At 73.7% G+C, this 23,204-nt stretch carries 23 protein-coding genes and 1 tRNA gene; 10 read left to right on the forward strand and 14 right to left on the reverse strand.

Annotated features, from left to right (window positions below; all coding sequences use genetic code 11):
* Nucleotides 1-34 precede the first annotated feature (34 nt).
* The 5 genes from HOO61_RS05520 to HOO61_RS24470 all read right to left on the reverse strand — a co-directional run bounded on the left by HOO61_RS05520 (nucleotide 35) and on the right by HOO61_RS24470 (nucleotide 9,504).
* A complete protein-coding gene (locus HOO61_RS05520) occupies nucleotides 35-643 on the reverse strand; it encodes an ACT domain-containing protein (protein WP_172257592.1) in 609 nt (202 codons plus the stop codon).
* Between the two features lie 36 nt (nucleotides 644-679).
* Entirely contained in the window at nucleotides 680-2,500 is a 1,821-nt protein-coding gene (gene recD / locus HOO61_RS05525; protein ID WP_172257594.1) for an exodeoxyribonuclease V subunit alpha, read from the reverse strand.
* 66 nt (nucleotides 2,501-2,566) lie between these two features.
* Nucleotides 2,567-5,929, reverse strand: a complete 3,363-nt coding sequence (locus HOO61_RS05530; RefSeq protein ID WP_367650039.1) for a UvrD-helicase domain-containing protein — start codon at nucleotides 5,927-5,929, stop codon at nucleotides 2,567-2,569.
* 1 nt (nucleotide 5,930) lies between these two features.
* Nucleotides 5,931-9,302, reverse strand: coding sequence for an exodeoxyribonuclease V subunit gamma (gene recC, locus HOO61_RS05535; RefSeq protein WP_172257596.1), 3,372 nt, complete (start codon nucleotides 9,300-9,302; stop codon nucleotides 5,931-5,933).
* Between the two features lie 67 nt (nucleotides 9,303-9,369).
* Complete coding sequence (locus HOO61_RS24470) at nucleotides 9,370-9,504, reverse strand: hypothetical protein (RefSeq protein ID WP_301538947.1); 135 nt, start codon at nucleotides 9,502-9,504, stop codon at nucleotides 9,370-9,372.
* A gap of 48 nt (nucleotides 9,505-9,552) precedes the next feature.
* On the opposite strand from HOO61_RS24470, the gene HOO61_RS05540 reads away from it, so the two are divergent.
* Nucleotides 9,553-10,725 (forward strand): hypothetical protein, encoded by a 1,173-nt coding sequence (locus tag HOO61_RS05540; RefSeq protein ID WP_172257598.1) that lies wholly within the window; start codon nucleotides 9,553-9,555, stop codon nucleotides 10,723-10,725.
* Here HOO61_RS05540 and HOO61_RS05545 read toward each other — a convergent pair.
* Nucleotides 10,715-10,888: a CsbD family protein gene (locus HOO61_RS05545; protein ID WP_172257600.1), complete on the reverse strand. Its 174-nt coding sequence runs from the start codon at nucleotides 10,886-10,888 to the stop codon at nucleotides 10,715-10,717. The two genes, HOO61_RS05540 and HOO61_RS05545, sit on opposite strands and share 11 nt — an antisense overlap.
* A 155-nt stretch (nucleotides 10,889-11,043) precedes the next feature.
* On the reverse strand, nucleotides 11,044-11,232 hold the full coding sequence (locus tag HOO61_RS05550; protein ID WP_172257602.1) for a hypothetical protein: 189 nt from the start codon (nucleotides 11,230-11,232) through the stop codon (nucleotides 11,044-11,046).
* 109 nt (nucleotides 11,233-11,341) lie between these two features.
* On the opposite strand from HOO61_RS05550, the gene HOO61_RS05555 reads away from it, so the two are divergent.
* Nucleotides 11,342-12,178: a DICT sensory domain-containing protein gene (locus HOO61_RS05555; RefSeq protein WP_172257604.1), complete on the forward strand. Its 837-nt coding sequence runs from the start codon at nucleotides 11,342-11,344 to the stop codon at nucleotides 12,176-12,178.
* Between the two features lie 32 nt (nucleotides 12,179-12,210).
* Here the strand turns inward: HOO61_RS05555 and HOO61_RS05560 are convergent, their stop codons facing one another.
* Nucleotides 12,211-12,486 (reverse strand): Rho termination factor N-terminal domain-containing protein, encoded by a 276-nt coding sequence (locus tag HOO61_RS05560; protein ID WP_172257606.1) that lies wholly within the window; start codon nucleotides 12,484-12,486, stop codon nucleotides 12,211-12,213.
* 85 nt (nucleotides 12,487-12,571) lie between these two features.
* Here HOO61_RS05560 and HOO61_RS05565 point away from each other — a divergent pair, with 85 nt between their 5' ends.
* The 4 genes from HOO61_RS05565 to HOO61_RS05580 all read left to right on the forward strand — a co-directional run bounded on the left by HOO61_RS05565 (nucleotide 12,572) and on the right by HOO61_RS05580 (nucleotide 15,542).
* Nucleotides 12,572-13,036, forward strand: coding sequence for a DUF6328 family protein (locus HOO61_RS05565; RefSeq protein WP_172257608.1), 465 nt, complete (start codon nucleotides 12,572-12,574; stop codon nucleotides 13,034-13,036).
* A gap of 43 nt (nucleotides 13,037-13,079) precedes the next feature.
* The gene (locus HOO61_RS05570; protein WP_172257610.1) at nucleotides 13,080-13,679 is read left to right on the forward strand and encodes a Dps family protein; all 600 of its coding nucleotides are present in this window, start codon (nucleotides 13,080-13,082) and stop codon (nucleotides 13,677-13,679) included.
* 64 nt (nucleotides 13,680-13,743) lie between these two features.
* Nucleotides 13,744-14,322, forward strand: a complete 579-nt coding sequence (locus HOO61_RS05575) for a TetR-like C-terminal domain-containing protein (protein WP_172257612.1) — start codon at nucleotides 13,744-13,746, stop codon at nucleotides 14,320-14,322.
* Nucleotides 14,319-15,542 carry an SGNH/GDSL hydrolase family protein gene (locus HOO61_RS05580; protein WP_172257614.1) on the forward strand — a complete coding sequence of 408 codons (1,224 nt, stop codon included), beginning with the start codon at nucleotides 14,319-14,321 and terminating at the stop codon, nucleotides 15,540-15,542. Before HOO61_RS05575 ends, HOO61_RS05580 begins: the two co-directional genes overlap by 4 nt.
* Here HOO61_RS05580 and HOO61_RS05585 read toward each other — a convergent pair.
* On the reverse strand, nucleotides 15,461-16,468 hold the full coding sequence (locus HOO61_RS05585) for a formylglycine-generating enzyme family protein (protein WP_172257616.1): 1,008 nt from the start codon (nucleotides 16,466-16,468) through the stop codon (nucleotides 15,461-15,463). The genes HOO61_RS05580 and HOO61_RS05585 overlap by 82 nt on opposite strands.
* Before the next feature lie 22 nt (nucleotides 16,469-16,490).
* Here HOO61_RS05585 and speB point away from each other — a divergent pair, with 22 nt between their 5' ends.
* Together speB and HOO61_RS05595 are read left to right on the forward strand one after the other, a co-directional pair.
* Nucleotides 16,491-17,501, forward strand: a complete 1,011-nt coding sequence (gene speB, locus HOO61_RS05590; RefSeq protein ID WP_172257618.1) for an agmatinase — start codon at nucleotides 16,491-16,493, stop codon at nucleotides 17,499-17,501.
* Between the two features lie 98 nt (nucleotides 17,502-17,599).
* Nucleotides 17,600-17,770, forward strand: coding sequence for a hypothetical protein (locus tag HOO61_RS05595; protein WP_172257620.1), 171 nt, complete (start codon nucleotides 17,600-17,602; stop codon nucleotides 17,768-17,770).
* Between the two features lie 75 nt (nucleotides 17,771-17,845).
* On the opposite strand, the gene HOO61_RS05600 is transcribed toward HOO61_RS05595, so the two are convergent.
* From HOO61_RS05600 to HOO61_RS05610, 3 genes are read right to left on the reverse strand one after another with little or no spacing between them, the layout of a single operon-like run.
* Nucleotides 17,846-18,673, reverse strand: a complete 828-nt coding sequence (locus HOO61_RS05600; RefSeq protein WP_172257622.1) for a nucleoside hydrolase — start codon at nucleotides 18,671-18,673, stop codon at nucleotides 17,846-17,848.
* A 19-nt stretch (nucleotides 18,674-18,692) separates the two neighbouring features.
* Nucleotides 18,693-19,328 carry an alpha/beta hydrolase gene (locus tag HOO61_RS05605; protein ID WP_172257624.1) on the reverse strand — a complete coding sequence of 212 codons (636 nt, stop codon included), beginning with the start codon at nucleotides 19,326-19,328 and terminating at the stop codon, nucleotides 18,693-18,695.
* Nucleotides 19,325-19,843: a VOC family protein gene (locus tag HOO61_RS05610; protein WP_172257626.1), complete on the reverse strand. Its 519-nt coding sequence runs from the start codon at nucleotides 19,841-19,843 to the stop codon at nucleotides 19,325-19,327. Before HOO61_RS05610 ends, HOO61_RS05605 begins: the two co-directional genes overlap by 4 nt.
* An 89-nt stretch (nucleotides 19,844-19,932) precedes the next feature.
* Between HOO61_RS05610 and HOO61_RS05615 the strand changes: the two genes are divergently transcribed.
* Nucleotides 19,933-20,433 carry a MarR family winged helix-turn-helix transcriptional regulator gene (locus HOO61_RS05615; RefSeq protein ID WP_172257628.1) on the forward strand — a complete coding sequence of 167 codons (501 nt, stop codon included), beginning with the start codon at nucleotides 19,933-19,935 and terminating at the stop codon, nucleotides 20,431-20,433.
* A 6-nt stretch (nucleotides 20,434-20,439) separates the two neighbouring features.
* Here the strand turns inward: HOO61_RS05615 and HOO61_RS05620 are convergent, their stop codons facing one another.
* Nucleotides 20,440-20,979 carry a hemerythrin domain-containing protein gene (locus HOO61_RS05620; protein ID WP_172257630.1) on the reverse strand — a complete coding sequence of 180 codons (540 nt, stop codon included), beginning with the start codon at nucleotides 20,977-20,979 and terminating at the stop codon, nucleotides 20,440-20,442.
* 109 nt (nucleotides 20,980-21,088) lie between these two features.
* Nucleotides 21,089-21,161, reverse strand: a tRNA-Arg gene (locus tag HOO61_RS05625).
* Nucleotides 21,162-21,362: 201 nt separating this feature from the next.
* Between HOO61_RS05625 and HOO61_RS05630 the strand changes: the two genes are divergently transcribed.
* Nucleotides 21,363-23,201 (forward strand): phosphoenolpyruvate carboxykinase (GTP), encoded by a 1,839-nt coding sequence (locus tag HOO61_RS05630; protein ID WP_172257632.1) that lies wholly within the window; start codon nucleotides 21,363-21,365, stop codon nucleotides 23,199-23,201.
* Nucleotides 23,202-23,204: the final 3 nt, after the last annotated feature.

Genomic DNA, 23,204 nt, shown 5'->3' on the forward strand with positions numbered 1-23,204 from the left:
TCACCGCTCGGTCGGGGCGGCGGGAGCGGCAGCGTCAGTGGCTGATGGTCATCGCGAGCCCGACAAGGTGCTCGAGACGCGCGAGCTCGGAGTCGAGGAACTCCGGGCCGCCGCGGCGACCGAGCAGCACGAGGTCGTCGCCGAAGGGAGCGGCGCACTCGACGTAGACCTCGTCGCCCGGGAGGCGGGTGGGCGCGGCGATCCGCTGGATGTCGTACGCCGACGGCGCGGCGTCGGTCGCATGGACGACGGTGGCGGCGACCCCGTCGGCGCCCGGCGTGACGCGGGCGGCCCAGTCGACGCGGAAGGCGACCGGCAGGAGGTCGACGAGGCGGTCGCGGGCCGAGGCGGGGTCCTCGGTGAGCGCTTCGACGACCTCGAGGTCGAGGAAGAGGTTGCCCCCGGCGGCGTAGCGGTTGATCCACAGCACGCTGACCCCGTCGAGCACGCTGCAGGCGGAGACGACCGAGTCGGGCATGACGCCCGGGACCATCTCGAGGAGCACGTCGTCGACGGCGAACCCGTCGCGCTTCTCCACGATCTCGATGGCCTCGATGTCGCCGCCGGCCTCACCGATCGCGCTCGCGACGCGACCCAGCGACCCGGGCACGTCCGGGAGCTCGACTCGCAGCAGGTAGGGCATGCGAGGAGGTTATCGGTGATCTGTGTCGGCGGCGTTTCACCCGCGCGACGGCGGGACGCCGTCGGACGCGGGGCGGGCGGTGGCGCGGTCGGCGGCAGCGAGGCGGACGGCGAGCCCGCTCGCGCGCTGGGCCCGACGACCGATCGCCGCGCGGATCGCCGCCTCCGAGCCGACGACGCGCACCCGGGACCGGGCCCGGGTGACGGCGGTGTAGAAGAGCTCGCGCGACAGCAACCGGGAGTCCTCGTCGGGCAGCAGGACCGTGACCACGTCGGCCTGCGAGCCCTGGGACTTGTGGATCGTCATCGCGTGCATCGTCTCGACGTCGCCCAGCCGTGACGGGGCGAGGTCGCGCGGGCCGTCGCTGGCCGCGATGACGGCGCGCGGACCGGCCGGCGTCAGCACCATCACCCCGCTGTCGCCGTTGTAGACACCGAGCTGGTGGTCGTTGGCGGTGACCAGCAGCGGGCGGCCGACGTAGGCGCGTTCGAAGAGGGGGTCGCCGGTCTCGGCGGTGAGCCAGTGCTCGATGCGACGATTCCAGTGGCGTACGCCGAAGGGACCGTCGCGGTGCGCACAGAGCAGGCGGTGCCGGTCGAGCGCGGCGAGCGCCCCGGGGACGTCGCCCCGCTCGGCCGCGTCGCGGACAGCCAGGGCCGCGTCGAGCGCGGTCGTCCGGATGCGCGAGGCCGGGTCGGCGTCGTCGACCCACTCGACCGCCTCGTGCCGTGCCGCGAGGACCTCGATGGCGCGGTCGGCGTCGCCGGTGCGGAGCGCCTCGGCGAGCGCGCCGATCTCGGGACCGAAGCGGTGGGTGGACTCCAGCGCCGCGACGGGTGAGTCGGAGCGGCCCTGGAAGCCGCGGACCACGTCGCTGAGCACGGCCCCGGCCTCGACCGACGACAGCTGGTGCGGGTCTCCGACCAGCACGAGCCGCGCGTCGGGGCGGACGGCCTCGAGCAGGCGCGCCATCTGGGTCAGGGACACCATCGACGACTCGTCGACGACGACCACGTCGTGGGGCAGGCGGTTGCCGCGGTGGTGGCGGAACCGGGTGGAGTTGCCCGGGTCGGGCCGGAGCAGCCGGTGCAGCGTGGACGCGGTCACCCCGGCCAGTCGGAGGCGGTCGGCCTCCTCGAAGGCCTCGGCCTCCTGGTGCACCGCCTGCTGCAGGCGGGCGGCCGCCTTGCCGGTCGGCGCGGCGAGAGCGATGCGCAGACCCGCCGGGTGCTGGTCGAGGAGCCCGACCAGCAGGGAGGCGACCGCGGTCGTCTTGCCGGTGCCCGGACCGCCGGTGAGCACGGTGGTCCACTGGCCCGCCGCAGCCAGGCACGCCGCGACCTGCTCGTCGTACGACGGACGCTCCCGGCCGGCGGCGACGGCCGCCGCCTGCATCGCGGTGACCACGCGGTCCAGGGAGGCGCGCATGAGGTCGGGGTCGTGGTCGGGTGAGGTCGCGGCGCGGGCGAGCAGGTCGTCGACGACCTGGGTCTCCTGCGCGTGGTAGCGGTCGAGGTAGAGCAGGTCGTGGTGCCAGCGGACCAGCCCGGCCGCCACCAGCGGGCTCGCGGCCACGGCCGGTGCCCACTCGTCGGGTGAGGGCCACGGGAGGTCGGGTGGGTCGGCCACCGTCGCGAGGTCGACGCACACCGACCCGCCACGCACGGCCCGCACGGCGAGCGCCACGGCGAGCAGGACCCGCTCGTCGCCCTCCCGCCCGAGCCGGCCGAGGGCCGCGGCGACGTGGACGTCGGCACTGGTCAGCACGCCGGCCGCGTTGAAGGCGCCGAGCAGACCGGTCGCGCCCAGCGCGAGGCGGGCGTCGGTGGCGTCGATCGGTTCGAAGAGGTCACTCATTGCGGGGTCCCCTCGGCGTTGTTCGGGGGAGCGGAGCGGAGGAGAGGAACGTCGTGGGGTGCTCACTCACGGAGTCACTCCGTCGAGCAGGTCGGACAGCGCGGTCACCAGGGCGACGGGCGGCTCCCAGGAGAACACCCCGCAGGGCCTGCCGTCGACGAGCGGCGTGGCAGGCCCGCACATGCCGCGGAGGTAGAGGTAGAGCACGCCGCCGAGGTGCAGGTGCGGGTCGTAGTCGGGCAGGCGCCAGCGCAGGTAGCGGTGGAGCACGACGGTGTAGAGCAGCGCCTGGAGCGGGTAGTCGGAGTGGCCCATCGCCTCGTCGAGGACGTCGGGGCGGTAGTCCCACGCCGTGGCCGGCGCCGCGCGGTCGCCGAGCCAGTTGGTCTTGTAGTCGATGGTCACGTAGCAGGTGCGGCCCTCGACCGGCACCCGGACCACGACGTCGATCGACCCGGTGAGGTAGCCCAGCAGCCGCTGCCCGGCGAGGTCCGCGTCGGACTCGAGGGTGTCGGCGAAGGCCAGCAGCGGGTCGCCGTCGGGGAGGTGCCGGCGGAGCAGCGGGGCGAGGTCGCCGAGCACGACCGAGGCAGCGTCGCGTGCCGACGTCAGGTCGCCACCGGCCAGCGGCACCTCGAAGTCGAGCTCGCGCAACCGGTCGGGGACGTGGATGTCGCGCAGGGTCAGCCCGCCGGCCAGCGGTCCGAGGGGGGAGTCGCAGACCGCGACGAGCGCGTCGGCGAGCGCGTCGGCGTCGACCTCGACCGCCCACCACGCGCGGTGCTCCTCGACCTGGGCCAGGAGCTCGGCCCGGAGGTCGGGCGCGGCCGGGTCGGCGTGCTCGAGGACCTCGTGGACGAGGGACCCGAACGCGGCACCGACCGGGAGGTCGGCCATCGGCGAGGGCACGGCCGTCAGGGCGAGATCGGGGTCGGGGACGGGTGCGTCGTCGAGCGGCTCGAGCTCCACGTCGTCGAGGTCGGGCGCGTCGTCGGGCTCGGAGAGCACCCGGTCGGGTGCGCCCGCGTGGGGTGCGCCGGCGGCGGAGAGCGCGGAGTAGGAGGTGCGGCGCCAGTTGGTGTCGACGTCGCGGTCGAAGGTGCGCACGGCCAGCGGAGGGAGGTCTCGCTGGATCGGGGTCGTGTCGACCGGTGCGAGGGCGGCGACCTCGGGTTGCGGACCGCCGGCCGTCCTCCAGCGACCGAGGATCTCGACGACCTCGTCGTCGCCGACGACCGGCTGCTCGTCGTTGACCCGGGCGTGCCCCGGCGCGCGCCCGAACAGCATGCGGTGGAGTGGTGCGGAGGCGGTGTTGTTGGCGGTCGGGCAGTACCACGCGACGACCTGAGACTGGGCCCGGGTGAGGGCGACGTAGAGCAGCCGGAGCGACTCCCCGGCGTCCTCGTGCCGGCTCGCGGCGACGGCGGCGTCGCGCCAGCGGCTGGGTCCGCCGACGTCGCGGCAGCGCTCGCCGTCGGCGTCGTGGAAGAGCGGCACGTCCTCGTCGCGCACCCATCGGTCCCACAGGGTCGGGAGGTACACGACGGGGTATTCCAGCCCCTTGCTGCCGTGGATCGTGACGAGCTGGACGGCGGCCGCGTCGGAGTCGAGCCGGCGGGTGCGCTCGGAGGCGACCTCGATCTTGTCGTCGGCCACCTGCGTGCGCAGCCAGCCGAGCAGCCCGACCACGCCGAGGCGCTCGCTGACGGTCACCTTGTGCAGCGCCTCGCCCACGTGGCGCAGGTCGGTCAGCGTGCGCTCGCCGCCGACGCGCCCGAGCACCCGGGCAGTGAGGCCGTCGAGCACCGCGCTCTCCAGCACCGCCGCGACCCCGCGCGTGGCGAAGACGTCGGCGAGGCGGCGTACGCGCTCGCTCAGCTCGTCGGTCGGGTCGGGGTCGGCCTGGAGGTCGTCGGCGCTGCGCCCGAAGAAGTCGGTCAGCGCCGCAGCGCGCACGCGGTCGGCGCGGTGGGGCTGCTCGAGCGCCTCGAGCAGGGTGAGCCACTGGGTGGCCGCGGCGGTCTTGAAGACGGACCCACCTGCGTTGAGCACGGCGGGTACGCCGACCGCGGCGAGGGCGTCCTGCGCCGCGAGCAGGTCGGCCCGGCGGGCCGCGAGGACCGCGACGTCCCGGGGTTCGACCGGGCGCGCGTCGTCGCCCGCGCCGACCGTGGCGCCGCTGGTCAGCAGGCGCTTGACGTCGGCGGCGAGGTCGGTGAGGACGTGCTCGCGCCAGTCGCCGATGCGCGGGCGCCGCCGCCCCAGCTCCTCGTGGCGCACGACCCGCAGGCGGAACGGCGGTCCGGCGCCGTCGAGCCGGGGGGCGCCGTGGTGGGCGCTCACCGGATGCACGGAGATGCGCTCGTCACCGAGGGCCGCACCCTCGACGAGCACGTGGAGGGCGTCGAGCAGCGGCTGGTCGGCACGCCAGTTGACGCCGAGCGTCTGCCGGGTCGTCGCCTGCTCGGCGGCGTCGAGGTAGGTGACGATGTCGCCGCCGCGGAAGGCGTAGATGGCCTGCTTGGGGTCGCCGATGAGCACCAGCGTGGCGACGCCGTGGAACGCGCGCTCGAAGACCTGCCACTGCACGGGGTCGGTGTCCTGGAACTCGTCGATCAGCGCGACCTTCCACCGCTGGCGCATCCGCGCGCGGGCCGGCGCGTCATCGTCGGCGAGCGCGTCGGCGAGCTGGCCGAGGAGGTCGTCGTACGACAGCACGCCGAGGCGGCGCTTGCGCCGGTCGATCTCGTCGAGCACGTCGCACGCGAAGCGCACCCGGGCGGCGGCCCGGCCGTCCGGGTCCTCGGCGAGCGCCTCCTGCGGCGCGACCCGCGCCCGAGGGTCGCCGACCACCGCGCGGGCGATGCCGATGGCCTCCTCCCGGCTCCACGCCGCCTGCTGCTCGCGGGCGAAGAGGTGGAGGTAGCGGTCGTCGGTGACCTCGGTGGTCAGCTGCTCGAGGTCCTCGACCAGCACGGCCCCGGTGTCGGTGTCGCCGGCGACGCCCAGGCTGCGCAGCACCAGCTGGCAGAACTGGTGGATGGTCGCGATGGTCGCGGCGTCGAACGACGTCAGCGCGTCGGTCAGCCGCCCGAGCCGGACGGCGCGCTCGGTCTCGTCGGCGTCGAGCAGCCAGTCGTGGAGGCGGTTGGCGGGGTCGGCGGTGGCGGGGTCGGCGAGCACGGCCGCGGCGTCGTCGAGCTGGCGGCGTACGCGGTCGCGCAGCTCCTGGCTCGCCGCGCGCGTGAAGGTGACGACGAGCATCTCCTCCAGGGTGGCGACGCCCTCGACGAGGTAGCGGGTGACCAGCGCGGCGATGGTCCAGGTCTTGCCGGTGCCGGCGCTCGCCTCGAGCAGCGTCGTGCCGGTGGGCAGGGGACCGCAGATGTCGAAGGTGTCCATCACGGGGGATGCGGGCAGGTCGGTCACGTCAGATCCCCCGCACCAGCTCGTGGGTGAGCAGCGGCGACCAGACGCGGAGCGCGTAGTGGGCCAGGCGGTGGGGCGCCGGTCCCTCCTCGTCGGCCAGCAGCGGCGCGGCGAGCAGGTCGTAGGGCGCCTGCTCGCCCCATGCGCGCACGTGCCACTGGTCGCCGTCCTCCTTGGGGAAGCCGGTCTCGTTGAACCGCGGCGTCACCCACTCGGCGCGCGCCTTGGCGTCGGGGTCGGCCTGGCTCCCGCCGCCGGACCGCTCGCTGATCGCGAACTCCTCGGCGAAGGCCAGGGTGGTCTTCACCGGCAGCGGCAGCGGCTCGCACTGGCCGCGCTCCATCACCGCGACGAGGTCGCGCAGGTGCGCGCGTGCCTCGTGGTCGGGCATGGGCGACACGAGCGCCCGTCGGCCCGACCTGCCCCAGCGACCGATCGTGTGGGCGGTCCAGTTCTCGTCGGGGTGACCGGCGGAGAGGGTGAGGGCGTCGAGCCACGCGGCCAGGCGGTGCTTGGCCCCGAGGCTGGAGTAGCTCACGGAGACGAGGTTGTTGCCGAAGACGCTGCCGACGGTGCCGGTCAGGCGGCGGTCGCCCAGGTCGATGTCGACGTCGAGCGTGCGGGCGGGGCCGGTGCGCAGCGGCATGGCCGCCTCCACGAGCGGGCGTACCCGCTGCACGATCTCGGTGAGCATGGCCGAGCCGAGGTCCTCGGGCGGCAGCAGGCCGCGCAGCTGCTCGGCCAGCATCGCTGCCTGGGGGTCGCCTCCGCTGAGCACGTCGCGCACCAGCCGGTCGCCGACGTCCCACTTCTCCAGGCCGTCGAGCGTGATCGGGATGGCGTCCTTGGTCTCGTCGACGTCGTAGGGCGTGCTGATCCGCAGCTGCTGGCGCAGGAAGCTGCGCACGGGGTGGGCGAAGAACTCGTGCAGGTCGGCGAGCGCCACCTCCCGCTGCTCCATCGGGGGCTCGGGTGGCGGGAGGGGCAGGGGAACGAGTGCGCGCGGGGCCGGCTGCGGCGCCCGCGCGGCCAGGGCGCCGGCGAGGGCCGTGCGGTCGAAGGAGAAGGGCCGGTCGGCCGAGCCCACCAGGGCGTCGGCGGCCAGGTTGGCCTCGTCGAAGGGCTGGAGCGGGTGGTGCACGAGGACGTCGTCGCGCACCGGCTCGCTGCTGGTGCGGTCGAGCGCGTCGAGGAGCTCGCCGAGCGGCACGGCCGGCGGCTTGTCGTCGTTGGTGTGCTCGCCGCGACCGGCGTAGGTCACCACGAGCGTCTCGGTCGCGGCGCCGATCGCGTCGAGCAGCAGCTGGCGGTCCTCCGAGCGGATGTCGCGCTCGCCGGTCATCGGTCGCCGGGCCAGGACATCGTCGCCGTCGACGGCCTCGAGCCGCGGGAAGACGCCGTCGTCGAGCCCGACCAGGCACACGACGCGGTGGGGGACCGAGCGCATCGGCACCATCGTGCAGACGGTGAGGGTGCCGGTGCGGAAGTTGCTGCGCGTGGGGCGCCCGCGCAGCCGGTGGCGGAGCAGGGCGCGTACGTCGGCGTGGCGCAGGCGCGTCTCGTGGTCGCCGACCCCGGCCGAGATGCGGGCCAGCTCGCGGTCGAACTGCGCGACGCGCCACGCGTCGTCGGACCCGCTCAGGGTGAGCCCGTGCACGGCCCGGCCGAGGGCGGTGGTCCAGTCGGCGACGGACGTCGCCGACGAGGCTGCACTCACGAAGGTGTGGAGGCGGTCGACCATCTCGACGAAGCTGCCGACGAGCTCGAGGTGGCCGTCGCCGACGTCGTCGAGCGGCAGCGTGCGGCCGACGAAGCGGTGACCCTCCCCGGACATCGCCGCACCCAGCAGCACCCGCTGCAGCCCGGTGAGCCAGGTGTTGGCGTCGAGGTCGAGGCCGAACGCGGAGCGGTGGTCGCGGTCGTAGCCCCAGCGGATGGCCGCCTGGTCGACCCACCGCGCCATCCGCTCGAGGTGGTCGTCGGTGAAGCCGAAGCGGGCGCGCACCGGTTCGGTCGCGGCGAGGTCGAGGACGGAGGTGGCCGTCATCCGGCCGGACGCCAGCTCGACGAGGTCGGCGGCGACGCCCAGCAGCGGGTTGGTCGCACCGGGAGACCGGTCGGCGAGGCGGACGCGGAGCCGGTGGGCGGGGTGGCCGACGTCCTCACGCGCGACGTCGGCCAGCCCGAAGCCGGCCGAGATGAGCGGCGCGTAGGTCTCGATGTCGGGGCACATCACGAGGATGTCGCGGGGCTCGAGCGTCGGGTCGTCCTCGAGCAGCCCGACCAGGACCTCGCGCAGCACGTCGACCTGGCGCGCGGTGCCGTGGCAGGCGTGCACCTGCACCGAGAGGTCGGTGGGCGGGCGGACCCGGGCGGCGAGGACGTCGCCGTCCGGCGCCCGGTTGGCCCGGAGGTCGGACTGGAGCCAGCCGAGCAGCGTCGCAGGGTCGGCGTGGCCCGCCGCGTGCTGCTCGGCCTCGAGGGAACCGAGCGTGCGCCGCAGCTCGCGGGAGTCCCGACCCAGGGACGCCAGCAGCGGATGACCGACCAGGTCGGCGGACCGGTCGTCCGCCCGCGCCACCGGCCCGACAGCAGCGGTCGGCGCCAGCGCCTCCCACAGGGCAGGCGAGGGCTGCGGCAGCCACAGGTGGACGTCACGGTGCTCACCCAGCGCGCGCAGGAGCTCGACCTCGGTCACCGGCAGCCGGGTGTGCCCGAACAGCGAGAGCCGACCTGGCAGGTCGAGGCCGTCAGCGCCGTCGCCCAGCTGGCCGAGGGTCGCGGCGTGGCGGAGGTCGGGTGCGGGCGCCTCGACCCGGGCGACCAGTGCGCGCCACAGCTCGGCCTGCCACTGCAGGTCGGGGTCGAGGAGGCCTCCGGCGCCGTCGGTGTCGTGCCCGGCCCGCCAGTCGCGGACGAGCTGGGGGCGCTGGACGGCGTAGGAGGAGAACAGCCCGGCGAGGCGGCGGGCCACGGCGTAGCGGCGGGACGAGCGGTCGTCGCGGGGGTCGCCGCCGCCCAGGTGGCGGGTGAGGTCGTCGAAGCCGGGGGTGCCCATCGCCTCGTCGATCACCTCGAGCAGCGGCCAGGCCAGCCGGTCGGGGCTCCACGGGTCGTCGGCGTCGCGGTCGAGCAGCATCGACACCAGCGAGTGGGGGGTCACGAAGTCGACGCCGGCGCAGACGCCGTCGCGACCGCGGGCGCCCACGCCGAGCCGGTGCGAGAGCCGTTGCGTGAGCCAGCGCTCGACGCCGCGCGCGGGCACGACGACCACCTCGCGCGCGAACGGGTCGGGGAGCGGGGTGACCAGCAGGTCCGCGAGGCCGTCGGCGAGCGCGTCGGTGCGCTCGCCGGTGTGGAGGTGCAGGGTCACGGGCGCCACCCTATGAGCGGCGACCGACACCCGTGCGGGCAACGCCGTCGGGCTGTGGACGGAGGCGTCAGCGCGAGAGCAGGTAGACCACCAGCATCAGCAGCACCGCCAGGATGATGCCGACGATCGCGCCCGTCACCAGGACGGGCCGACCGCTCTGGTTCGAGGGGTCGATCCGGTCGGGGTCGTGGCCGTGGGTCATGCCTGTTCGTACCCAGCGCCCGGCCCCCCAATGCGCCATGATCGGTGCATGCACGGCCGGGCCCTCGTCGCGGTGGCGCTGCTGGGTGCCGTCGCGGTGGCCGGCTGCGAGGCGCGGCCGACCCCGCCCGAGCAGGTGGAGATGACCTGGGTGGAGCACGCGCTGCCGGCGCACCCGGGCGCGGCCGGCCGCACGGTCCTGCGCGACGCCGTGGAGTGCGGCGAGGGGTGGTGGGTCGCCGGGGCAGTGTTCCTGGACCGGCCGAGCGAGACCCGCGACACCCGGCCGGCGCTGTGGTTCTCGCCCGACCGCGAGGAGTGGCAGCCGGTGCCGGTGGACGCCCGCACCTACTGGGGGCGCCGGGCGATCCTGAACTCGGTCGCCTGCTCGCGCGACCGGATCGCCGTCGTGGGCGCGCGCTCCGGTGGCGCGCACGGCAACCCACGCGTCACGACCTTCTGGTTGGACGACGACACGCTGGTCGACGTACGAGCGGTGTTCACGCAGTACGGCGGTGTGAGCGCCACCAACGTCGGACCGATCGCGGGCGGACCGGCCGGCTGGCTGATCACCGGCAACCGGACGTCGGGCCCCGGCGTCTGGGTCACCGACGACCCGCGGGAGTTCGTGCGGGTCGAGGCCGAGCCAGGGCTGACCGACGACGGCGACCTGGAGTCGCTCGCGCAGGGGGCTGGCTGGGCGGGGGAGGAGTGGGTCGTCGTCGGGGCGGGCGCGCGGACGGGTCGCCACCTCGACCCGGACCCGCTCGCGTGGACCTCGCCGGACGGCCTCACCTGGGCGCCGGACGAGATGCCGGCTGCCGACGGCGCGCAGGACGTGCACCGCGTGACGCTCCTCGACGACGGCCGGCTGCTGGCCGTGGGGCGCAGCGACGACGCGTACGCCGCCTGGGTGCGCGACGACGACGGCTGGCAGGACCCCGTGGAGTTCGGTCGGATCGCGGACTCCTGGCGCGGGGCGCCGTACGTCGCCTCCCTGGCGACCACCTCCGCCGGGGTGCTGGCCAGTGTCAGCACCGGCGACCACTACGAGCTGTGGCACACCGGGGACGGCCGCGCGTGGCAGCGGGTGGGGGTGCCCCTCGAACCGCAGACCGCCGGCGACCACACGATGTCGGTGGCCGCCGGCGGTGAGGTGCTGGTCGTCGCCGATGCGGGCGACGGCGGGCACGTGTGGTCAGGAGAACCCGTCAGCCCTTGAAGGCGTCCTTGACCTTCTCGCCGGCCTGCTTGAGGTTGGCGCCGGCCTGGTCGCCCTTGCCCTCGGCCTCGAGCTTTTCGTCGTCGGTCGCCTTGCCGGTGGCTTCCTTGGCCTTGCCCTTGAGCTCGTCGGACTTGTTGTCGAACTTGTCGTCCAGACCCATCGTCGTTCCTCCTGGTGTGAGGTCGGTACGGACCGAGGCGGCCCGTTCTTCCAACCTGCCACGGGGGTGGTCGCCCAACGACACCCGTGCGGGTGGGCCGGGCCGGGGGTCGTGCGCCGGCCCACCCGGGGTCGTCGGCCCCGACCTGGGAAGGGTCAGGTCGACGGCAGCGACGCGGGGTGGGAGCCGTCCGGGCTGCCGAGCTGCGGGGTCGCCGGGCGCGGGGCCGGGGGCCGGGTGTGCTCGATCTCGTCGGCGCGGAGGGCGTCCATGCGCCAGATGACCGCGCAGCCGACGATCGCGACGAGGATGGCGGCCGTGCTGATGAGGATCATGGCGGTCATGGGAGTCTCCTGGGGTGGGGGTGGATGAGGACAAAACCTCTACACACCTGTATAAATTATGCGAGCATGTCTGGCAAGGTCAGGCAGCGATCTTTTTGAAGGAGCTCACGTGTCGAACCGGGTCTCGGAGGGGTTCAGCATCGGGGTGCTGGCGGCGCGTGCGGGCGTCACGCCGGGAGTGCTGCGTACCTGGGAGAACAGGTTCGGCTTCCCCCGCGGGGAGCGCTCCGCCTCCGGCCACCGTCGCTTCACCGACGCCGATGTCGCCCTGGTGCGGCAGGTCCTCGAGGTGCGCGACTCCGGCCTGCCGCTGCAGGTCGCCATCGACTCGGTCGTGCGGGCCCGGGAGGCCGGCGAGGAGCGCTCGGTCTTCGCGGCGGCCGCCGAGGCCGTCGCGGGCGTACGACCCCTCCGGCTGCACCGCCGTCCGCTCATCGCCGCCTCGCACGCGGTCGAGGACGAGTGCCTGGCCCGTGGCGACCGGTCGGTCGTGCTCGGTGCCTTCCAGCTGGGCCATCGCTACGAGTCCTCGCGCCACCGCTGGGAGGAGCTCGGGCGCACGGCTGCCTGGGCGGCGGTGGTCGCCGACTTCGACGGGGAGGCCGACCTCGACGCCTCGCCCGTGCGCTGCCAGCTCCCCGGTGACTCCCCGCTGCGCCGGGAGTGGGCGGTGGTGTGCCTGAGCGAGACGTACGCCGCGCTCGTCGCCGCGTGGGAGGTGCCGGTCGCGAAGGGACCCCCGGTCTACGAGGCGGTGATCAGCACCCACCGCGGGGTCGCGACGGCGGCAGGCCGCGTGCTCGCCGGAGTGGTGCGCGCGGCCGGCGGCGACGTACCTCCCGCGGCCGCCCGGCTCCTCGACGTGGCCGCACCGCTGCCGGCGACGTCGGCGGTGGACGCCGACCGCACCTGGTTGCGCGCGCTCGCCGAGCTCGACCCGCGCTGACGGGTCGCGCAGCACCTTCAGTGGTTGCAGCCTCAGTGGTTGCGGAGCGCGTCGATCAGCTCGTCCTTCGTCATCGACGAGCGGCCCTCGATGTCGAGCTCGGCCGCGCGCTCGCGCAGCTCGTCGACGGTGCGGTCCTCGTAGTCCTCCGCGTGCCCGCCCCGGCTGCCGACCTTCGAGCGGCCCTGGGCAGCGGACGCGTTGGCGATGCGAGCCGCCTTCTCCTTGCTGGCGCCGTCGTCGCGCAGGGCCTCGTAGACCTCTGCGTCCTTGACGGACGGTCCCGGATCCTTCTTCTTCTCGGCCATGCGCTCCACCGTGCCACCACCCCTCCGGACCCTGCTCACCCGTCAGGGGGTGGGCGCGCGCGGCGCCGCGAGTAGCGTCCGGAGGATGGGCGACCAGGCGCGCGACGAGACCCGCGAGGAGCGGGCTGACCGCAACTGGAACGAGCTGTTGCAGGAGCTCCGGGTGAGCCAGACCGGCGTCCAGGTGCTCGCCGGTTTCCTGGTCACGCTCCCGTTCCAGTCGCGGTTCGAGGAGCTCGACTCCTTCCAGCGGGCCTGGTACGTCGGCCTGCTGGCGCTCGCGTTCGCCACCGTTGCCGTGATGCTCGCTCCCGTGGCGATCCACCGGCGCGTGTTCCAGTCCGACGCCAAGCCCGAGCTCGTCCAGGCGGGACACCGGCTCACCAGCGTGGCCCTCGTGATGATCGCGCTCCTGATGGGGGGCATCTTCTTCCTGGTCGTCGACATGGTCTTCGACCGGAAGGCGGCTGCAGCGGGCGCCGTCGGCGCGGTGGTGGTGCTCGCGGGCCTCCTGTACGTGCTGCCGAAGCGGGTCGCGAGCACCAGCTGACGAGGTGGTGTGCGGGGTTGGGGCGCGTGCCTACGTTGGCGACATGGCCAAGAAGACACGACGCTCCAGCACCTCCCCGGTCACCAGCGACGCCGACGCGCCGCTGACCGTCCCCGGGCTCGACCCCACGACGGGCCACGCCGTCGCGGACGCCCTGCAGATGCGGGTGCACGCCCTCAACGACCTCCAGCTGACGCTCAAGCACGCGCACTGGAACGTCGTGGGACCGCACTTCATCGGCGTCCACGAGATGCTCGACCCGCAGATCGACGGCGTGCGCGACATGGTCGACGTCCTCGCCGAGCGGATGTCGACCCTCGGGGTGCCGCCCAACGGGCTCCCCGGAGCCCTGGTCGCCGCCCGCACGTGGGACGACTACGACCTCGACCGGGCGGACACCGCCGCCCACCTCGCCGCCCTCGACCTCGTCTACACCGGCGTGATCGAGGACCACCGCGCGGCCATCGAGGCCGTCGGCGACGACCCGGTCACCGAGGACATCCTCATCGGGCAGACCGGCGACCTCGAGCAGTACCAGTGGTTCGTCCGCGCCCACCTGCAGGGCACGAGCGGTGCGCTCGTGTCGGCCGGCGCCGAGGACGAGGTCGGCGCCGCGCGGAAGGCTGCCGCGCGCAAGCGCTGATTCGCGGTCCCCTTTCCTCATGTCCTAAGGTTTTGACCTCATGACATGAGGAGAGGAGGGCGTGATGCCCCGTGCCGGACTGACCAGCACCCGCGTCGCCGAGGCCGCCGCCGACCTGGCCGACGAGGTCGGGCTCGAGCAGGTGACGCTCACGGCGCTCGCCAAGCACTTCGGGGTGGCGACGCCCAGCCTCTACACGCACGTGCGCAGCAGCGCCGACGTACGCACGCGGGTCGCGCTGCTGGCCCTGGACGAGACCGCCCACCTGGTGGCCGACGCCCTCGCCGGGGTCAGCGGCCGCGCCGCGCTGGCATCCGTCGGTGGCGTCTGGCGTGCCTACGCCCGCGAGCACCCGGGGCGGTACGCCGCCACCCGACAGCCGCTCGACGCCTCGACGGCTGCCGTCAGCGCCGGCCCGCGACACGCCGAGCTCTCCCGCGCCGCCCTGCGGGGCTACGCGTTGTCCACCGACGACGAGACCCACGCGGTCCGCCTGATCGGCGCGACCTTCCACGGCTACGCCGCGCTCGACGCAGCCGGGGCCTTCAGTCACGGCGGGCCGTCCGTGCCTGCGTCCGACGACACGTGGGAGCGCGTGATCGACGGGCTCGACACCCTGATCCGCTCCTGGGAGACCCCATGACCGACGTACCCCTCGACCTCCTCGCCTCTCTCGTGCGGGGCGCCCTCGAGCTCGAGCGCACCGACCGCGGCCTGCTGCCGCACCGGCTCCCCGCGTGGGCGCGGGCGCAGTCCGACGACCCGCAGCTCCACCTCGTCGAGACCCAGCCCGCCGGCGTGCGCCTCGTCCTGCGCACGAGCGCCGCCCGCCTCGAGCTCGACGTGCTGCCCACCAAGCGGCGCTACGTCGGGGCGCCGGCCCGGCCCGACGGCTGGTACGACGTCCTGGTCGGCGGCGAGCTCGTCGACCGGCAGCAGGCGCCCGGTGGCAACGTGCTGGACGTCGACATGATGACCGGCGCCAGCACCCCCACCGCCGGGGAGTCGACGACCCTCGCGATCGCGCTGCCCGCGGGCGAGAAGGACGTCGCGGTCTGGCTGCCCCACGACGAGCAGACCGAGCTCATCGCGCTCCGGGCGGACGCCCCGGTCGCGCCGGTCGCCGACGACCGCCGGCGGTGGGTGCACCACGGCAGCTCGATCAGCCACGGGTCGGTCGCGGTCCACCCGACCGAGCCGTGGCCGGTCGTCGCCGCCCGGCTCGCGGGGCTCGACCTGGTCAACCTCGGTCTCGGCGGCAGCGCGCTCCTCGACCCGTTCGTCGCCCGCACGATCCGCGACACCCCGGCCGACGTGATCAGCCTCAAGATCGGCATCAACCTGGTCAACCAGGACCTGGTGCGCCGTCGCGCCCTCGGCCCGGCCGTCCACGGCTGGCTCGACACGATCCGCGACGGCCACCCCGAGACGCCGATCCGTCTCGTCTCGCCCGTCTTCTGCGGGATCCACGAGGCCGTCCCCGGCCCGACCGGGCCCGACATGGAGGCGCTCGCCGAGGGACGCGTGGCGTTCGTCGCCACCGGCGACCCGGAGGCCGTCGCGCGGGGTGCGCTGACCCTCGAGGTGGTGCGCGAGGTCCTCGCCGAGGTGGTCGACCGACGTGGCGACCCTCAGCTGGAGTACGTCGACGGGCTCGCGCTCTACGGCCCAGCGGACGCCGAGCGGCTGCCCCTCCCCGACAACCTGCACCCCGACTCGGCCACCCACCGGCTCATCGGCGAGCGGTTCGCGGCGCTGGGGGACTGGGACAGGGCGGACCGTCAGGCGTCGTTGGCGCAACGGAAGCCGATGTTGGCCGACGAGGACTCGGCGGTGTTCGAGGAGCGTGCGGCGACGCGGTAGCGGTTGCAGTAGCTGTCGTGGCAGAGGTAGGACCCGCCGCGCATGACCCGCGGGACCAGTCCGTCGGCCACGTCGACCGGCTCCGCCGCGATCGGGTCGACGACCGCGTCTGCGCCGGCCCGGTCGGCGTACTCGCGGGGCCGGAACGCGTCCTGGCACCACTCCCAGACGTTGCCGACGGTGTTGTGCAGGCCGTAGGCGTTGGGCTGGAACGCCGTGGCGGGCGCGGTCGTGAGGTGGCCGTCCTCGAGCGTGTTGTGGCGGGGGAAGTCGCCCTGCCAGATGTTGCAGCGCCACCGGCCGCCGTGGGTGAGCTCGTCGCCCCACGGGTAGCGCGCGCGGTCGAGGCCGCCGCGGGCCGCGTGCTCCCACTCGGCCTCGGTCGGCAGGCGCTTGCCGGCCCACCGGGCGTACGCCTGGGCGTCGCGCCAGGAGACGTGGACGACGGGGTGGTTCTGCAGGTCGCCGATGTCCGAGAGCGGGCCGGCCGGGTGGCGCCAGTCGGCGCCGCGCACGGCCAGCCACCACGGCACGTCGGACACCCGCTGGAGCACGTCCGCCGGAGCCGCCTGCACGGCGAGGTGGAACACCGCGGACACGCCGTCGCGCTCGGCCTCGGTCACGTGGCCCGTCGCCTTCACGAAGGCGGCGAACTGCGCGTTGGTCACGGCCTTGGCGTCGATCAGGTACGACGACAGGCTGACCGAGTGCACGGGTCGCTCGCCGTCTGCCGCGTAGCCGTCGCCGTGGCTGTCGCCCATCCAGAACGTGCCTGCCGGGATCCGGACCTGGCCGCGGGTGCTCCGCTCGCCGGTCGGGACGGACGCCTGCGACGGCTCGGGCTCGGGCTCGTTCCGGGCGGCGGCCGGGGCGCAGCAGGAGTCGCCGTGGCGCTCGGCGTCGCGCCGCAACGTGTCGTCCCCCATCGGGCCAGCCTAGAGTCTCCCCATGGCTCGCTACGGCGCCCAGTTCGGGCCTGACATCACGTTCCTCGGCGTCCCGCCCTGCGACCTCGACGACGAGGCGACCTACGCCGGTGCCGACGTCGTGGTCGTCGGCGCACCCTTCGACGGAGGTACGTCGCACCGGCCGGGCACGCGGTTCGGCCCGCAGGCCATCCGGATGACCGACTACCTGCCCCACGACGGCTCCCGGCCCTCGCTGGCGCTGCGCACCGACGCGCTGCAGGACCTGAGGGTCGTCGACGCCGGCGACGTCGAGCTCCCGCCCGGCGACATCGAGACCACACTCGGCCGGCTCGAGGCGGCCGTCGAGAAGGTCGCTCGCGCGGGCGCGATCCCGGTCGTCCTCGGCGGCGACCACTCGATCGCCTACCCCGACGCCAAGGGCGTGGCCAACGTCCTCGGCCACGGTCGGGTGTCGATGATCCACTTCGACGCGCACGCCGACACCGGCGACATCGAGTTCGGGTCGCTCTGGGGGCACGGTCAGCCGATGCGCCGGCTCATCGAGTCGGGGGCGCTGCGCGGCGACCGCTTCCTCCAGGTGGGGCTCCGCGGCTACTGGCCCGGGCCCGAGACCCTCGACTGGATGGCCGCGGAGAACATGCGGTCCTACGAGATGACCGAGATCGTCCACCGCGGGCTCACCGACTGCCTCACCGAGGCCTTCACCATCGCGACCGACGAGTGCGAGGGCGTCTTCCTCTCCGTCGACATCGACGTCTGCGACCCCGGCCACGCGCCCGGGACCGGGACGCCGGAGCCCGGCGGGCTGTCGGCGCGCGAGCTGCTCGACTCCGTACGCCGGATCTGCCTCGAGCTGCCCGTCGTCGGGATCGACGTGGTGGAGGTCAGCCCGCCCTACGACCACGCCGACATCACCGCGGCCCTCGCCAACCGTGTGGTCCTCGAGGCGTTGTCCGCGATCGCCCGCAAGCGCCGCGACGAGCGCGACGGCACCACCTGGGACCCGGCGCGGCCGCTCCTGGACCGCTGAGCGCAACGACCGTCCCGAAGGACGGGGGTCCTTGGACCTAGCGGCAACGCCTCGAGGCGCGGATGCTGGAGGGAAACCCTCGAGTCCAGGAGGTCCCGATGTACACCCAGCACGACTGGTCACCGACGTTGGCCGCGCTCTTCTTCCTCGCCCTGGCGATCCTGTTCGTCGTCGGCATGGGACTGTTCCTCCTCGGCGCCAACCGCGAGCAGCGCGGATTCACCGCCCGCCACGCGCACGGCGACAAGCACGGCCCCCTCCCGCACTGACCAACGTAGGCAGTTCAGGGCGCGCGACGCCGTGCCCCCGCGTGAGCGCGCGCCGACGCGGGCGAACTGCCTACGTCAGTGGGCCAGCAGGGTCTCGACGTACGCGGTGGCGACCGCAGGCGCGTCGACCTCGACCACGACGTCCAGCGATCGGCCGTCGTCCGTCCGGGTGAGGTGGCCTCCGACCTGCCCCATCCGGTGCGGCTCGACCCGGAACAGGTGCGGGTGGGTCAGCAGCACGAGCGCCCCGGCGTCGCCGACCAGGTGGGCCCGGCGCGCGGCCAGCAGGTCTCCGGCGAGGCGCGCGGCGGGGCGGCCCGACGACCGCAGCCGCGCGACGTCGGCCGGCGCGACCGACACCTGCTCGAAGACGTCGGCGACGTAGAGGGTGGCCGCACTCCTGCCGGCCAGGACGTGCGCGGTCGCGATCGGGTCGTGGCCCGCGTTGAGCTCGGGCGGTTCCTCGGTGCGCAGCTCGCCGGCGACCAGGACGACGTCGGTCGCCGCGCCCGCCAGCTCGGCGACGTTGGTGAGCGGCGCCAGCCCGACCAGCGTGACCGGACCACCAGCGGCCACGTCGCGCAGCACGGACCCCGGGTCGTCGTACGACCGCTCGGGCGCAGCCGGCAGGCCCACACCACCCAGCCCATCGGGGCCGTGATCGCTCGGACCGGTTCGCGGTCCGGCCCCGGCGAGCGTGTGCGTGGCCCCGACCGCGACCGGTACGTCGTCCGCGCCCGCGCACGCCAGGACCGCTGCCGAGCTGCGTGCCGCCGCGTCCGCCGGCACGTTCCCGACCACGGTGGTGACCCCGCACAGCACGAGGGACGGGCTCGCGACGGCGTACAGGATCGCGAGCGCGTCGTCGATCCCGGTGTCGACGTCGAGGACGACCCGTCTCACGCTCCCACGGTAGACGCCGTCAGCCGGCCAGCGTGGCGTCGATCCAGTCGCCGAGCTGGTGGACCGCGTCGGGGGTGAGCTGGTGACCGCCGGGCCCGCGGTGGGCGACGGTGGAGGCTCCCGACTCCGACAGCAGGTAGTGCCAGGTGCGGTCGAGCAGCTCGCGCGGGATGACGTGGTCGGCGTCGCCCTGGGCGACGAGCACCGGCAGGTGGGACAGCCGGCCGGGGGTGGTCGCCAGGCCAGCCTCGAAGGGCAGCGTGCCGTAGAGGATCGCGGCCCCGGCGAAGCGCTCAGGGTCGTCGAGCACGAGGCCGCCGGCGAAGGCGGCGCCACCGCTGAAGCCTACGAGGAGCACCGGACGGCCGGCGGGCGCGACCTCGTCGAGCCACGTCCGGAACCAGTCCATCGTGTCGCGGAGCGACTCCTCGACGGGGCGGCCGATGCCGCGGTTGGCGAACCATGCGTAGCCCCCGCCCTCGGCGATCGGCGCCCGCACAGCGGCGTACGCCGGCCCGGCCGGCAGGTGGGCGGCGAGGCCCAGGATCTGCGTCTCGTCGGAGCCGCGGCCGTGCAGCAGCACGACCAGCGGCGCTGCCGGGTCGGCGGAGCCGTGCGTGGCCACCACCGGAGGAGCGAAGGCAGCCGGGCTCATCGGGCGTCCTCCGCGGCGAGCGGGACCAGCTCGCCGGCGGTGCGGACCCCGCCCCATCGGCGTACGTCGCCGGCGAGGTCGAGCCGCTCGACGGGTGCGGCGTCGGCGTAGGAGCCCCACTCGGCCCGGGGCAGCATCCACATGACCTCGAACTCATTGCCGTCGGGGTCCTTGCCGTAGACGCTCTTGGTCGCGCCGTGGCTCGACTCACCGGTGTAGGCGTCGAGCTCGGCGAGCGTGACGCGGGCCTGCTCGAGCTCGTCGACGGTGTCGACCTGCCAGGCGAGGTGGTAGAGGCCCAGTGCTCGGCGGGGGCGCGGCGGCTGGGCGCCGACCCCGAACAGGCCGAGGTCGTGGTGGTTGCCCGAACGGGGCAGCCGCAGGAAGGCGGCGTGGGCCCGGGGCTCGCGTGCCATGACCTTCATGCCGAACGCCTGTGAGTAGAACGCGATGCTCTGCTCGAGGTCGGACACGTAGAGGACGGCGTGGTTGAGGCGGACGGCGTTGACGGTCATGGGTGCTCCCGGTCGGAGATCGATTGTTGCTTCAAGTAACGCTCTCCGAGCGTTGGTTGTTCCATCAAGTAATGGTTAGGCTGGGGATCATGGAGACGCAGTGGCTCGACCCCACCGAGCGCGAGGCCTGGCTGCGACTGATCGCGGTCGCCGAGCTGCTCCCGGGGGTGCTCGACCACCAGCTGCGCAGCGACTCCGGGCTCACCCACTTCGAGTACCTCGTGCTCGCGATGCTGTCGGAGGCCCCCGAGCGCACCCTGCGCATGACGGGCCTGGCCCAGCGCACCAACGCCACGCTGCCGCGCCTCTCCCACGTCGTACGACGCCTCGAGGACCGCGGGCTCGTCGAGCGGTTCCCCTGCCCGGAGGACGGCCGCGCCACCAACGCCCGGCTGACGACCGCCGGGTGGGACACGGTGGTGGCCGCGGCCCCGGGGCACGTCGACACCGTCCGGCGCAGCGTGCTCGACCCGCTCACCCCCGAGCAGGTCGGCCAGCTCAAGGAGATCGGCGACGCGCTCCTGTCCCGCCTCGACCCCGACGGGCGGATGACCGTCCTCTACGACCCCGAACGGGCCGAGCAGGTCTGACTGCTTTCAGACGCCGAGCCCGAGCAGCCCCAGCGGCTCGGTCATCTCGGTCTCCTCGTAGACGAAGTGCGACTCGAGGTCGGTCCGCAGCTCGTCGACGGCCTCGACCAGCTCCCCGACCCGCGTGGGATCGGCGCGCACGGCGATCGCGAGGTCGTCGACCCGCTCGAGGTGGGCGTGCACGACGAGGTGTTCCTCGGCCAGTCGCTTCGCGACCGGGGCGTAGGCCGCCATCGTGGCGACCGCGGGGAACAGGTTCTGGTCCTCGATCGTGTGGTGCATGGTCAGGAAGCGGCACACCTGGCCGCACAGCCCGGCGACCTGCTGGGCCGTGAGCGACGGCGCCAGCGCGTGCACCCCGGACCGTACGGCGTCCACGTCGCCCGCCCCGTCGCGCAACGACTCCACCGCCCGGGTCAGGGTCTCGAGATCGTGCCGGAAGTGGTCGTGGATCATCCGCAGGTGCTCGCCGGCCCCGCGCTGCCGCGGCGTCAGCTCGACCGAGCCCGCCACACGCGGGCGGGTGGCGTCGTCGATGGGTGGCACGGGGTCGAGCCTAGGTCCCGGCGGGGAGACCAGGTGCCCGCACATGCAGAACGAGAAAGACCCACCGGGATGAAGCGTTCCGGTGGGTCTTTCTCGCTGAATCTCGCTGCGCGCCTGTAGGGATTCGAACCCCAAACCTTCTGATCCGTAGTCAGATGCTCTATCCGTTGAGCTACAGGCGCTCGTCCGTGCTGCCGAGCGGCTGCGAGGACTGGTCGAGAATAGCCGACCCTGCTCGGCGGACGAAATCAGGGGGAGCGACACAGGACCTTTGCCGGAGGTCATCAGGACCCTCGGTCCGCTCCGCCGCGCCGAACCGGTGCCCTAGGGTGCCTAGCACCCGCACCGCGGCGAGGCACCGCCGCACGACGAGAGGCAGCGCGATGGCAGATCTCGAGGCAGTCATGGACGAAGCCGGACTGACCAACCCGAAGGTCCGCGAGTTCGTGAAGGAGTACGCCGAGCTCACCGGCGCCGAGCGCATCGAGGTGGTCAACGCCTCCGATGATGCGCGACTCCTCGAGGAGGCCGTCGCGGACGGCGAGCTCCAGATGGCCGGCGAGGGTCGCTACTACTCCCGTAGCTACTACAAGGACACCGCGCGCTCCGAGGAGCGCACCATCGTCGCGACCAACAACGAGTTGGACCGCGGCGTCTACAACAACTGGCGGCCGGCCTCGGAGATGAAGCCGATGCTGCACGACCGGATGCGCGGGGCGTCGGAGGGGAAGACGATGTACGTCGTCCCCTACCTGATGGCCCCCGCCGGCAACCCGCTCGAGCCGTGGGCCGCCGGCGTCGAGCTCACCGACACCCGCACCGTCGTGCTCCACATGATCCGCATGGCGCGGGTCGGCGTGCAGTTCGTCAACGACCTCGAGGACCCCGACTCGTTCGTCCGTGCCGTCCACGTCACCGGCGACCTGGAGAACCTCGGGCAGGGCACGCCCGACGACCAGCGCTACTTCGTCACCGTCGCCGACGAGCGCACGATCCTCCACTTCGGCTCGTCCTACGGCGGCAACGCGCTGCTCGGCAAGATCGCCCACGGCCTGCGGCAGGGGGCGTACGACGGCTGGGCGAGCAGGAAGTTCCTCGCCGAGCAGTACATGCTCATCGGCATCCACGACAAGGAGACCGGCAAGACCTGGCACGTCTGCGGTGGCTTCCCGAGCGCCTCGGGCAAGACCAACCTCGCGATGATGGCAGCCCCGGATGCCCTCGGTGACCGCTACCACGTGTCGTTCTACGGCGACGACATCGCGTGGCTGTGGGTCGACGAGGAGTCCGGGCGGCTCATGGGGATGAACCCGGAGTACGGCGTCTTCGGCGTCGCCAAGGACACCAACGAGAAGACCAACCCCAACGCCCTGCACTCCATCGACGAGGGCTCGCAGGCGATCTTCACCAACGTCGCCTACAACCCCTCCACGGGCGAGGTCTGGTGGGAGGGCAAGACGCCCAAGCCGCCGACCGACGTCCGCGGCTGGCTCGACTGGACGGGCTCTCCGCTGGCCGACCGCAAGGACAACGACACGGCCGCCTGGGCCCACCCCAACAGCCGCTTCACCACCACGCTGGCCAACGTGCCCAACATCGCGCCCGACTACGACGCCCCGGCCGGGGTGCCGATCGACGCCATCATCTTCGGCGGCCGCACCAGCGACCGCGAGCCGCTGATCCGGGCGATCACCGACCTCGCCGAGGGTGTGTACGACGGCCTCACGCTGGGCGCCGAGGCCACGTTCGCCGCGGAGGGCGTCGACGGGCAGCTGCGGTACGACCCGATGTCCAACCGCCCGTTCATGGCCTACGGCGAGGGCGACTACGCCCGCCACTACCTCGACGTGGTCGGGGCTGCGAAGGAGCAGCCGATCTTCGCCCACGTCAACTGGTTCCAGAAGGACCCCGACGACGGCCACTTCCTCTGGCCGGGATACCGCGACAACCTGCGCCCGCTGCTGTGGCTCCTGCAGCTCAAGAACGGCGAGGTCGAGGGGCGGCGTACGGCAGTGGGCATCCTGCCGACCGAGGACGAGCTCGACCTCACCGGCATGGACGTCCCGGCCGCCGACCTCGAGCGGATCCTGACGATCGACAAGGCGCGCTGGCAGCAGGAGATGGGCTTCCGCGAGGAGCACCTGGCGCAGTTCGAGCGGATGCCCGAGGAGATCTGGGAGGCGCACCGCCGCGTCGCCGCCGATCTCGACGCGGAGGACTGAGAC

The sequence above is a fragment of the Nocardioides sp. zg-1230 genome, assembly GCF_013155335.1.
In the GTDB taxonomy this organism is placed as follows: Bacteria; Actinomycetota; Actinomycetes; order Propionibacteriales; family Nocardioidaceae; genus Nocardioides.

What these genes read in the sequence shown, in the direction of transcription:
- HOO61_RS05520 (WP_172257592.1), bottom strand. Translation starts at nt 643, where the DNA reads ATGCCCTACCTGCTGCGAGTCGAGCTCCCGGACGTGCCCGGGTCGCTG.
- recD (WP_172257594.1), bottom strand. Translation starts at nt 2,500, where the DNA reads ATGAGTGACCTCTTCGAACCGATCGACGCCACCGACGCCCGCCTCGCG.
- HOO61_RS24470 (WP_301538947.1), bottom strand. Translation starts at nt 9,504, where the DNA reads ATGACCCACGGCCACGACCCCGACCGGATCGACCCCTCGAACCAGAGC.
- HOO61_RS05540 (WP_172257598.1), top strand. Translation starts at nt 9,553, where the DNA reads ATGCACGGCCGGGCCCTCGTCGCGGTGGCGCTGCTGGGTGCCGTCGCG.
- HOO61_RS05545 (WP_172257600.1), bottom strand. Translation starts at nt 10,888, where the DNA reads ATGGGTCTGGACGACAAGTTCGACAACAAGTCCGACGAGCTCAAGGGC.
- HOO61_RS05550 (WP_172257602.1), bottom strand. Translation starts at nt 11,232, where the DNA reads ATGACCGCCATGATCCTCATCAGCACGGCCGCCATCCTCGTCGCGATC.
- HOO61_RS05560 (WP_172257606.1), bottom strand. Translation starts at nt 12,486, where the DNA reads ATGGCCGAGAAGAAGAAGGATCCGGGACCGTCCGTCAAGGACGCAGAG.
- HOO61_RS05565 (WP_172257608.1), top strand. Translation starts at nt 12,572, where the DNA reads ATGGGCGACCAGGCGCGCGACGAGACCCGCGAGGAGCGGGCTGACCGC.
- HOO61_RS05570 (WP_172257610.1), top strand. Translation starts at nt 13,080, where the DNA reads ATGGCCAAGAAGACACGACGCTCCAGCACCTCCCCGGTCACCAGCGAC.
- HOO61_RS05575 (WP_172257612.1), top strand. Translation starts at nt 13,744, where the DNA reads ATGCCCCGTGCCGGACTGACCAGCACCCGCGTCGCCGAGGCCGCCGCC.
- HOO61_RS05580 (WP_172257614.1), top strand. Translation starts at nt 14,319, where the DNA reads ATGACCGACGTACCCCTCGACCTCCTCGCCTCTCTCGTGCGGGGCGCC.
- HOO61_RS05585 (WP_172257616.1), bottom strand. Translation starts at nt 16,468, where the DNA reads ATGGGGGACGACACGTTGCGGCGCGACGCCGAGCGCCACGGCGACTCC.
- speB (WP_172257618.1), top strand. Translation starts at nt 16,491, where the DNA reads ATGGCTCGCTACGGCGCCCAGTTCGGGCCTGACATCACGTTCCTCGGC.
- HOO61_RS05595 (WP_172257620.1), top strand. Translation starts at nt 17,600, where the DNA reads ATGTACACCCAGCACGACTGGTCACCGACGTTGGCCGCGCTCTTCTTC.
- HOO61_RS05605 (WP_172257624.1), bottom strand. Translation starts at nt 19,328, where the DNA reads ATGAGCCCGGCTGCCTTCGCTCCTCCGGTGGTGGCCACGCACGGCTCC.
- HOO61_RS05610 (WP_172257626.1), bottom strand. Translation starts at nt 19,843, where the DNA reads ATGACCGTCAACGCCGTCCGCCTCAACCACGCCGTCCTCTACGTGTCC.
- HOO61_RS05615 (WP_172257628.1), top strand. Translation starts at nt 19,933, where the DNA reads ATGGAGACGCAGTGGCTCGACCCCACCGAGCGCGAGGCCTGGCTGCGA.
- HOO61_RS05630 (WP_172257632.1), top strand. Translation starts at nt 21,363, where the DNA reads ATGGCAGATCTCGAGGCAGTCATGGACGAAGCCGGACTGACCAACCCG.